This is a genomic window from Halorhodospira sp. 9621 (genome assembly GCF_022228055.1).
In the GTDB taxonomy this organism is placed as follows: domain Bacteria; phylum Pseudomonadota; class Gammaproteobacteria; order Nitrococcales; family Halorhodospiraceae; genus Halorhodospira; species Halorhodospira halophila_A.
In genome coordinates this window covers 1-9,319 of record NZ_JAJNRD010000046.1, presented here as the reverse complement: position 1 = coordinate 9,319, position 9,319 = coordinate 1, and the positions used below count along the sequence as shown (strand labels likewise).

The 9,319-nt window shown below is 56.2% G+C and carries 11 protein-coding genes; all 11 read left to right on the top strand.

Going from position 1 to position 9,319, the window contains the following annotated elements:
• The first annotated feature begins 55 nt into the window (after positions 1-55).
• The 11 genes from LRF89_RS12470 (at position 56) to LRF89_RS12420 (ending at position 9,210) form a co-directional block, all read left to right on the top strand.
• Positions 56-1,318, top strand: coding sequence for a site-specific integrase (locus LRF89_RS12470; protein WP_238637270.1), 1,263 nt, complete (start codon positions 56-58; stop codon positions 1,316-1,318).
• A complete protein-coding gene (locus LRF89_RS12465) occupies positions 1,318-1,590 on the top strand; it encodes a hypothetical protein (RefSeq protein WP_238634929.1) in 273 nt (90 codons plus the stop codon). The genes LRF89_RS12470 and LRF89_RS12465 overlap by 1 nt, the downstream gene beginning before the upstream one ends.
• The gene (locus tag LRF89_RS12460) at positions 1,587-2,543 is read left to right on the top strand and encodes a TraI domain-containing protein (protein WP_238637269.1); all 957 of its coding nucleotides are present in this window, start codon (positions 1,587-1,589) and stop codon (positions 2,541-2,543) included. The genes LRF89_RS12465 and LRF89_RS12460 overlap by 4 nt, the downstream gene beginning before the upstream one ends.
• A gap of 3 nt (positions 2,544-2,546) precedes the next feature.
• The gene (locus LRF89_RS12455; protein ID WP_238637268.1) at positions 2,547-2,801 is read left to right on the top strand and encodes a hypothetical protein; all 255 of its coding nucleotides are present in this window, start codon (positions 2,547-2,549) and stop codon (positions 2,799-2,801) included.
• A gap of 311 nt (positions 2,802-3,112) precedes the next feature.
• Positions 3,113-3,256, top strand: coding sequence for a transposase domain-containing protein (locus LRF89_RS12450; protein ID WP_238634926.1), 144 nt, complete (start codon positions 3,113-3,115; stop codon positions 3,254-3,256).
• A 218-nt stretch (positions 3,257-3,474) separates the two neighbouring features.
• Positions 3,475-3,924 carry a transposase gene (locus tag LRF89_RS12445; protein WP_238637267.1) on the top strand — a complete coding sequence of 150 codons (450 nt, stop codon included), beginning with the start codon at positions 3,475-3,477 and terminating at the stop codon, positions 3,922-3,924.
• 36 nt (positions 3,925-3,960) lie between these two features.
• Positions 3,961-4,662, top strand: coding sequence for a M48 family metallopeptidase (locus LRF89_RS12440; protein WP_238637266.1), 702 nt, complete (start codon positions 3,961-3,963; stop codon positions 4,660-4,662).
• A 724-nt stretch (positions 4,663-5,386) separates the two neighbouring features.
• Positions 5,387-5,923, top strand: coding sequence for a hypothetical protein (locus LRF89_RS12435; protein ID WP_238637265.1), 537 nt, complete (start codon positions 5,387-5,389; stop codon positions 5,921-5,923).
• Between the two features lie 111 nt (positions 5,924-6,034).
• Positions 6,035-6,721, top strand: a complete 687-nt coding sequence (locus tag LRF89_RS12430) for a hypothetical protein (protein ID WP_238637264.1) — start codon at positions 6,035-6,037, stop codon at positions 6,719-6,721.
• 12 nt (positions 6,722-6,733) lie between these two features.
• Positions 6,734-7,402 (top strand): hypothetical protein, encoded by a 669-nt coding sequence (locus tag LRF89_RS12425; RefSeq protein ID WP_238637263.1) that lies wholly within the window; start codon positions 6,734-6,736, stop codon positions 7,400-7,402.
• Between the two features lie 41 nt (positions 7,403-7,443).
• Positions 7,444-9,210, top strand: a complete 1,767-nt coding sequence (locus LRF89_RS12420; RefSeq protein ID WP_238637262.1) for a hypothetical protein — start codon at positions 7,444-7,446, stop codon at positions 9,208-9,210.
• Positions 9,211-9,319 lie beyond the last annotated feature (109 nt).

Here is a 9,319-nt window from a genome sequence, read left to right as displayed (position 1 = left end):
GCCCCCCATGCGGCGGAACAGGGTGGCATCCCGCTGGCCGCTGGAGGGGTCTGCCATGGCTAGTGTGCGAGTGCGATCCGATGGGTGCCTGTTCTTCGACTTCCGCTACAAGGGGGAGCGGTGCCGCGAGTACACCCGGCTCAAAGACAACCGCGCCAACCGTAAGCGGCTGGAGCAGGTCCTGCGCAAGATCGAGGCGGAGATCGAGTTGGGGACGTTCGACTACGCGTCTTACTTCCCAAACAGCCCCCGCGCTAAGAAGTTCGCGGCAACTTCCCAGGGGGGCACGCCAACGAGCCAGGAGGTCTCCGCTACGGCGGTGGGCGTGGGGGGTGGAGACGGTACGCCGACCTTCTCGGCCTTCGTAGAGGAGTGGTTGCAGCAGTACGAGGTGACCTGGAAGCCGTCCTACCAGGGCAAGATCCGGGACATCCTCAACAAGCACCTGCTGCCGAACTTCGGGAAGAAGAGGGTCGGCGACTTCACGAAGGCCGAAATCCTCGACTATCGCGCCAAGCTCGCCAAAGCACCGAGCGATAGCCAGAGGGCCCTGTCGCCGAGTCGCGTGAATCAGATCCTCGCGCTCTTGCGACAGATCCTTGCCGAAGCCGCCGACCGCTACAACGTTACCAATCCGGCGGATGCGGTCAAGCCGCTGCGTCAGGGGCGCACCGAGATCGATCCGCTCTCGCTCGAGGAGGTGAAGACCTTTCTCGACACGGTGGAGCCGGCCTACCGGGAGTACTTCCTGGTGCGCTTTTTCACCGGCATGCGGACCTCGGAGATCGATGGCTTGCGCTGGCGCTACGTCGATCTGCAGAACCGGCAGATCCAGGTCCGCGAGACGCTGGTCAAGGGGCGGCATGCCCAATCGACCAAGACCACGGCTTCGCAGCGCTTTATCGACATGAGCAGCCAGGTCGAGGCCGCCCTGCGCAAGCAGTACCAGCGCACCGGCGGTGACGAGGGGGCGTTCGTGTTCCAGTCCCCGAAGGGCGGGCCGATCCAGTACAACAACCTCTCCAACCGCATCTGGTATCCGACGCTCGAGGCCGCGGGGTTGCGCCGGCGACGGCCGTATCAGACCCGTCACACTGCGGCCACGCTCTGGCTCGCCTCGGGCGAGTCCCCGGAGTGGATCGCCCGGCAGATGGGGCACAGCGACACGAAGATGCTCTTCACCGTGTACTCGCGCTACGTGCCGAACCTGACCCGGCGCGACGGCTCGGCCATCGAGCGGTTGCTTGCCGCACAGCTCGGGCCGGCCGAGATGGCCGGTGTGTTCTCCGGAGGTGACGACGAGCAGGAGCAGGGCTGATGCGAATGACTCAACTCAAGGGTCCAGGGTACGAGGCGTACGTGGTTCCGGCGCCGGTGGAAGAGATGGCGCAGGTCCTGCTCGGTGCATTCGCGAGTGAGGATCCGCAGCGACTTCGTGCGGTGGTGGGGGCGAGGCAAGGGCAGCCGCTTGAGGCTGCCCTTGAAGACTGGTTGCTCCGGCAGCTGGATTTGGAAGACCGGGCGGTTGCGGAGGCGCTCTTCCGTGTCTTCGTGGACCGGCTTCAGCGCCGGGTGGAGGCTGCGGCATGACGCTGATTCGCTTGGTCCCTGAAGAGCCGTTCTCCTGTTGGAGCGGTGTCTACGGAGTTGCCCGGGTGCAGCGCCGGCAAGCCCTGCCCGGCCTCTACGCCCTGGAGCTGGAAGACTGTTCCGGCTCCCGGGAGGTCCTCTACCGGGCGCCGATGGACGAATCGGGGGCTCCGCGTCCGCCTGGGGAAGGGGGCGTGGTGCGCGTCACGGTGACCCGAGCGCAAACAGCCAAAGGCCGCTGGTATTACCGTGTGGATGCGCTCGAGCCGACCGGCGTGGACTCGACGCTCCGGCTGCTTCCCCATCGGCTCTGCCCGGTGCCGGGGGTGCTCGAGCGCCTCTACCGCTTGATGGACGAGGCCATCACTCGCCCGGCCCTGCGCCTTTTTCTCGATCGTGTGTTTGGCGATCCGGTCAGGATCGCGCCATTCGTGACGATCCCGGCCAGTGACGACTGTCATCACGTGGAGCCGGGAGGGTTGCTGCAGCACTCTTTGGAGCTCGTTGAGGCGGTTGGCCGGGTCGTTCGGGAGCCGGATTCCGCCGGCCTGGTTCGCCAGGGCGTGCTGATTGGCGCATTGTTTCACGACCTGGGGAAGGTGGCACCGGCGGTTCTCGGCCGTACCCCGTTCTGGAGGCGGGAGCACGCTCTTTTGAACAAGCCGCTGCTGGAGCGGGAGTTTAGCCAGCTGCGCGAGGAGGACTCTGAGGCGTGGCAGCTGCTCCATTACGTCTTCGGAGTCATCGAGGGCTCTGTGGACGGCAACCGGATCCCGGAGGCGCAGCTGATCGCCGCCCACGATCGGTACAGCGCCGCCAGGGATGCGCGTCGACTCGCCTTCCGCGGCGCTCCGGAGTGGCGCCGGATCAGTGTTCTCCGCCCCAGTACGGGTGGTCCTCCGCGGATCTTCTATCGGACTGGGTCAGACGCCTATCCCCTGGAGAGGAGGTGACCCGTGGCCCAGTTCAGTGCTGAGCGGCAGCGTGCGTATCGCGCCCGGCGCCGAACCGCCCATGGAGGGGCGGGCGAGCGTCCCCTGAATGCCTGGGTGCGCATGGAAGTGGACCTCGCCTTGGGGCGGTTGGCGCGTCGTTACGCCGTCACGAAACGAGCGATGCTCGAGCGCCTGATCCTCGAGGCCGATGATGCCGAGATCCAGAGCCTGGATCCGGATACCGCGGCTTGGGATGCTTACTTCGGGCGTAGGTAGGTGGCCCCCTGCCGGCCGGGTGGGTGAGGTTACCGCGCAGGTCGCTGTTTTGTTTTTCGCAGCAGCCTGGAGGCGAGCGGAATACGCCTGTTCTGTCTGGTTGTCGCTGGACCGAGTGCAGCTGACTAGGCTGAATTAACGGCCAAGCAGCATCCACCATCTCTCAGTGTTTCAAAGTGTTATTGACCGTCGGGCTGTGAGGCTCCGCGTAATCGGGAATTCGCCCTAATTGCGTTTATGCAGAGCTGAGCATGATCGGCGCAACTGGAACTTCGCCGGCTCCGGCGGGGTGTCGAAGCGGTGATGGTCTGATGACCCTGGTCGCGACCTGCCACCAGAACGGAGTCAACGTCCGGCGCTACCTCGAGGATGTGCTCCAGCGCATCCAGGATCACCCCGCCAACCGCATCCGGAAGCGGCTACCCTACCACTGGACCGATCCTCAGGCCGCATAAGCGAGTCTACTCGGATTGCAGCGGCCGCCCCGGCCCATCCAGACGGGGGCAGCCGGACGCTTACCCTGGGGCGGCTGACGCGGGACATCGAGCGCAAACTTGTCGATGCCCCGGAATCCGCTGCCACGGCCCTTCGGCCGCAGCTGCGCAAGGCACGGCAGCTTCTTGAGCAAACGCGCAAGGATCCGGACAAGCTCCTCGCCTGGCATGCACCGGAGGTGGAAGTCATCGGCAAGGGCAAAGTGGCCAAGCCCTGGGAGTTCGGTGTGAAGGTCTCGGTGGCGGTGACCAACCGCGAGAGTTTCGTCGTCGGCTGCCGGACGATGCCGAATCGCCCCTACGATGGCCACACCCTCAACGAGGCGCTGGAGCAGGCGGAGATCCTCAGCGGTGTGCGTCCGACGCACTGCTACGTCGACCGCGGCTACAAGGGCGCCTTGGGGTTGCCCGGAATGAAGGTCTTCCATTCTGGACAGCGGCGTGGCGTGGACACCCGGCGACTTCGTCGCGAGTTGCGCCGACGCTCGGCGGTAGAGGCGGTGATCGGCCACATGAAGACCGATGGGCGAATGGACCGCTGCCGACTCGAAGGCCGTCTGGGTGATACGATGAATGCCGTGCTGGCCGCTGGTGGATGGGCTCGATCCCCTGGTGGAACGCTTGGTTGATCTTGCGCGAGCCAATCACGAGCGGCTGGTACACACATGACACAGCTACAAGTCGACGATCTGGTCCTCCAGGTGCGCGAGAGCAGCCGACGCCGGACGCTGGAGATCACCGTCGACCGCGACGGGGATCTGGCCATTGCAGTGCCCACCGGGACCGAACCGGAGAAGATGCGGGCCTTTGTATCCGAGAAGCGTGGCTGGATCTACAAGAAGCTGGCGGAAAAGGCGCTGCGCCAGCGACCCGTCCCAGGAAAGGAGTACGTGGACGGGGAGGGCTTTCTCTACCTGGGGCGGAGCTACCGCCTGAAGATCGTTCCGGCCAGCGAGCAGAGCGTTCCGCTCAAGCTTGATGCCGGACGCTTCCGGATGCGGGAGGATGCGCTGGATGACGCTCGGCAGCACTTCATCCGCTGGTACGCCGGGCGTGCCAAGGACTGGCTGGGGCGTCAGGTGGATGCCCATGCGAAACGGCTGGGGCTATCGCCTGCAGGGGTCAAGGTCCAAGACCTGGGGTTTCGTTGGGGCTCGTGCGGACGAGGCAACTGGCTCTACTTCCACTGGAAGACCATTTTGCTGCCCCGAAGCATCGCGGAATATGTCGTGGTGCACGAGCTGATCCACTTGGTCGAACCCCATCAGACGCCCGCGTTCTGGCGGCGCCTTGAGCGCGCTATGCCCGACTTCGAGCGGCGCAAGAACTGGCTGGCCAGGCATGGGATCGAGGTTGAAGGGGTGTAGGCCGATCGATGCTCGTTGACAAGGAATGTTACCGCTGGACTCTGGAGTGCCCCGGCAGGCCGCCAAAATGCTTCACCCTGGCCGTCAAGACCAAATCGCAGGGTCTCCTTTACCGTCTCAGTCCGCGCCTGTCGACCGGCTCCGGCGAACCGCTGGCCTTCCCGAGCGAGACGGCAAGGGTGCGCGCCCATGGTCTTCACCATCTCCAACACCTGATTACCATCAGCCACCGGGTCTGCGGCAACCTTATCTGTCAGCGCCCCACTAAGACACGAGACCTGCCCAGGACCCGCATGCCGAAGAGGCTGCCCAAACAGACCCCGGTAACGCCACTGAGCGTCAGCACCGAACCACCAAGCGCCCCGTGGCGCATCCAAATACACAGAATCGGCCCGACCGGTATACCCAGAATCTGTCGATACCACTGTTAGGCGATAAGAAATGACGTATCGGGCAAATTTTCCGCCATCTTTTTTGCTCCTTGAGCAGGAAGGGTTTCTTATTAGCTCATGCCTAGGGAGTGGATTAACCGATCTGCGATCTGCGCACGTTCACAACAAGGGCGCATTCTATTCGTCGTTGTTCAACCTCTCGATAGGGATAGAAAGGCTGCTGAAGGCTCTTGTGATAATTGAGCACATAGCAACTAATAATATTTCTGTGCCAACAAAAAAAGCAACTCAAAAACTATGGTCATAACATTGAAGAGCTGTATGACCAATGCGTGACGATTGCTGACGCGAGAGGCGTCGCAGTACCAGATCGAAACTCTTTAAATCCAGTTCAAAAAGAAATTATTAGCTTGTTAAGTGACTTCGCTCAGACTACCCGGTACCACAATCTAGATGCGCTTAACCCTTCTCACGTCGGTAGGGATCCGCTCGATCACTGGGGTCAAATAGTAACGGCAATCTTGGAGAAGGATGTTCCCAAATCTCAGAAAGAGAAAATACTTAGCCAATCAAGCTTGGTCGCGCCTGCTATTGATGACATCACTATTACAATAATCCATGGCTTGGATAAGACGCCTCTTTCTACGGAGGAGGCGTTGGACTTGCCGGGGTTGCACGATCAGGCGGCTAAATATGCTGTTTTGCATGTCGTGAAGATGCTCGCTCCGCTGCGAGAACTAACGTCAGAGTTAAGTCATCTCGCGTACGCAATCAATACTCCAGAGCCTGTGTTTCCACAAATGCAAGAGTTTATCCAATGGCTGTGGGATGATCGTCAATACGTCCTGAGGAAGAAGCGGTGGCCGTAATATCGCCTAACAAGGCCGTGAACTCGGGCGAATTTTTTGTTCGCTGCGCTCACTACAAATGCGCCGGTTACGACTGGCGTTAGCCAGCGCAAGAAAGGGGGTAATTTCGCGATGACCAGCCCACTAAAAAGAAAGCATGAGCTATCGGTCATGAATGTTTTCATGAGCCGGTTGAAAAAGACCGCCGAAAGCGAAGGCAAGAGGTTTATCGGTGCGCCGCTAGATGGTCAAGACGCTTGCTTGGGAGCGGACTGCCTTATGTCGGAGGGTTCGCGCTTCGCAATGGCTGAATTCAAGTACGAAGAGTCTGATATTCGATCTGAGAACAGGAAGTCCCGTCGTTTGGCAATGTGCAAAGCGCTCCGCAGGGAAGAAACCCGCCTTGGTGAACACTTGGCGTGCCATCTGATAGCTTGGTCGATCCCTGATGAGAAAAGAACAATAGTTCTCAATGGGTACGCGCATGAAGTCTGTAATGCAGAGATATGGGGTGAGCAAAACGGTCTTGATGACAAGGCTTTTCTGGACCCGAGATGCAAGGATCAATCGTTTGTTTATGATTTCCTTTCTGGCAATATTGGTTTGGAGCTTGAAGAATTCGAGGCGTATGTTTCGTGGCTATCAGATTTTGAAGAAAGTGGTACCGGTAGTATTGAGCTAATTATTGAGAATCCCGAAGAAGATGCGATCGGAGCCTTGGAATTTGCCTCGTTGAGTGAGCTGAAACGGTGGATGGATAATAATCCGCCCTGGCCGATTCCACCCGGATCAGCGCCAGGCCCGAGTTTTGGCCCCTAAATGGGCTAACCAATGGGTGAAGCTGATCGGCACTACGCTGCGCTCCGTACCGGCACCTTACCCATGGCGTTGAGCGGCATGCAGAAATTGGATTTCCCAATGAAGATAGTGTTAGCACCATTTGAAGACCCGGCGTGTGGCAAAGAATGGGATGAGCAGGCACCAGAGATCGTCCAAAGCCTCCAAGCAGATCTTGCTGAACAGAGGGTTTTTCGCTTCGTGATCAAAGAGTCCAATCATGGCCGTGGGTCAGACTGGCCAACGATTACTCTGCTGCTGTTAGCGGCAGATCTCTTCTTCCGAATGCCGGAGTGCTACACCAAGGTTAAGGATGCTGTTGCCGGTTGGAGGCAGATGGCGGAGGACGCAAAGAAAGTCATCGATTGGCTGCACAAAAAGTACCGCGTTGTAGGATTAGACACGGAAGCACTTTTCCTTTTAGCAATGGAGCATATATGCGATGAGCTGGGGGCGCCTGATGACGAGGTTGTTCTCCTTCAAGTAAAGCAGGACGTCCCAGTCGAGTTCCGGCCATCCGACGACGAGGTGAACCACGCTGTTCTTTTTACCTTTCTTGGATGCAGAGTGCTTTATCAGGTAGTTGTCGATAGCGCTGGCGCTATAGCTTGGGATAATCAAGTGTCACTCGAGCCCAAAAATGGGCTGGAGCAGACGTCCTGACGGACGCGGCTCAGCCCTAGCGTTAGCAAGGAGGTTGTTCGGTGCCTAAAAGGCTGCAACTGACAAAGAATGCACATTTTTTTCGCATAACATCACCCCTGAGTGATTCAATTGTCCAGGAAGTGCTTGATGCGGCGGCGGATAACATCACACCGGATGGCGAGTTTATCATTGACTCTTTTCGTCAAGAACGGGTTTTAGAAGAACAAGAGTTCAGCTTTGTTTATTCTGTAAAAGTGTTCCCTTCAGCCCGCCCGGTCTACTTCTTGGATGATGATTTTGAAGACATCATTCACGCATTCGTACTAATAATAGAAATAGATGGGTACATAGCAGTCTTGAAGAAAAGCTGTGCAAATTTAACCGATACCTTAGAGAAATATTTCACTTTAATTGGGAGTAAGGAATTTTCCTCGACCTTTTCAGATGACGATGTAGAATTCCAAAAGATGGCACTCCGTAACATGACAATATCGGATAGGGCCTTGAGGACACGGTCTTATGAGGCCGCTAATCTGAAAGGCTTACTTTCGACGCACTCGGCCGGCAGATCAGTACCGTTTTACTTTAAAGTACGCCAGGGATCGACAACAAAGTCTATATCTAAAAGCGGTCGTGTTGTTGAGTCATCCAGTAGGGAATCCATTTCTGACATTGGAGTTTGGGTTAGAGAGCAGATAAGCCTTATTGAGTCGCCAACATCCAATAATTTCCTTGATGCTTTTGCTAGTAAAACAGAGCTCAGTGATGTATTAGGATCAACTAAGCCAAACGCTATTTTGATCGAAAGCTCCTCTTTATTCGAAAGAATTGAAAAAAACAACCTTCCATTGGTTTATAAATCAAGGAGAGGTAGAAAGTTAACTGTTTCATCGCGTATGTTTAAAAAACTAGAGTGCGCTCTGGAGGCGGTTTACGAACTTGATAATGACGGCAAGATAATCGGTGGGGATGGTGGCTCGTGGGTCCGAGAAAACAAAAAAACTCTCACTTTGCACTCGAAAACGCTATCAAAGTTTCGGGTGGTTGAGAACGGAAAAGAGGTTACACTTCAAAAGTTTATAATAAAAAACGGATTATACAGTATCGCGTTCGATGATCCTAAGTATATGTACTTCAATGGTTCCTGCTTTGAAGATTCATCAGGGATTTCAGAGATTGATAATATCCTGGAAATTCTGCAGCCGATAGATGGTATGTCAAAAGTGCAGTCCGAGAAAGGGAGGGTATGCAGGAGCTCATGGAAATTCTCCGAAGACTCGATGTTTAGCTTCGTCGAAGCGGTGCACGAAAATGATGATTACATATTTTGTGATGATCTGGGGGATGAATGGGCAGATCATATAACATTTAACAAGAGAGACTCAAATATATGTTTTGTCCATTCTAAGCATGGTGATCCAAGCACATCTGCTAGCAACCTACATGACGTCGTCGGTCAAGGCATAAAGAATCTTGGCAACATGTACTTTGGGATGGAGCTTATGCTATCTAAGGTAAGTAGCTCTCTTTCATGTAATTATAAATCTAGCTCCGGAATTGAGGCGAATATAGCGAGAATCAGGAAAGGGGATCCCGATCAGTTTGAGAGCTATTTGAATAACTTGCTAAAGGATTACAAGCTAAATAGAAGGTGTGTTCTGAGTTGCTCATTTGTTTCTAAATCGGGTATTGAAGGTGAGTTCTTGAAGATAAAAAATGGAAAAAGGGTTCGGGGCCATGTAACACAATTATTTTGGATTATTTCATCATTTGCACACGCAGCAAAAGATATGAACATCATACCCTTGATATACTGTGATAAGTAACTGCGCCAACAAAGCAATGCACGCGACAAGCGCGTGATTGCGGCGTTAGCCCGGAAAGCGGGATTTCTTTGGAAACCCATATTTCGCGTATCTCGTCGGTCCTGAAAAG

Excerpts from the sequence above, each read along its gene's own strand:
- LRF89_RS12470 (WP_238637270.1), top strand. The coding sequence starts at position 56 with ATGGCTAGTGTGCGAGTGCGATCCGATGGGTGCCTGTTCTTCGACTTC.
- LRF89_RS12465 (WP_238634929.1), top strand. The coding sequence starts at position 1,318 with ATGCGAATGACTCAACTCAAGGGTCCAGGGTACGAGGCGTACGTGGTT.
- LRF89_RS12460 (WP_238637269.1), top strand. The coding sequence starts at position 1,587 with ATGACGCTGATTCGCTTGGTCCCTGAAGAGCCGTTCTCCTGTTGGAGC.
- LRF89_RS12450 (WP_238634926.1), top strand. The coding sequence starts at position 3,113 with ATGACCCTGGTCGCGACCTGCCACCAGAACGGAGTCAACGTCCGGCGC.
- LRF89_RS12440 (WP_238637266.1), top strand. The coding sequence starts at position 3,961 with ATGACACAGCTACAAGTCGACGATCTGGTCCTCCAGGTGCGCGAGAGC.
- LRF89_RS12430 (WP_238637264.1), top strand. The coding sequence starts at position 6,035 with ATGACCAGCCCACTAAAAAGAAAGCATGAGCTATCGGTCATGAATGTT.
- LRF89_RS12425 (WP_238637263.1), top strand. The coding sequence starts at position 6,734 with ATGGGTGAAGCTGATCGGCACTACGCTGCGCTCCGTACCGGCACCTTA.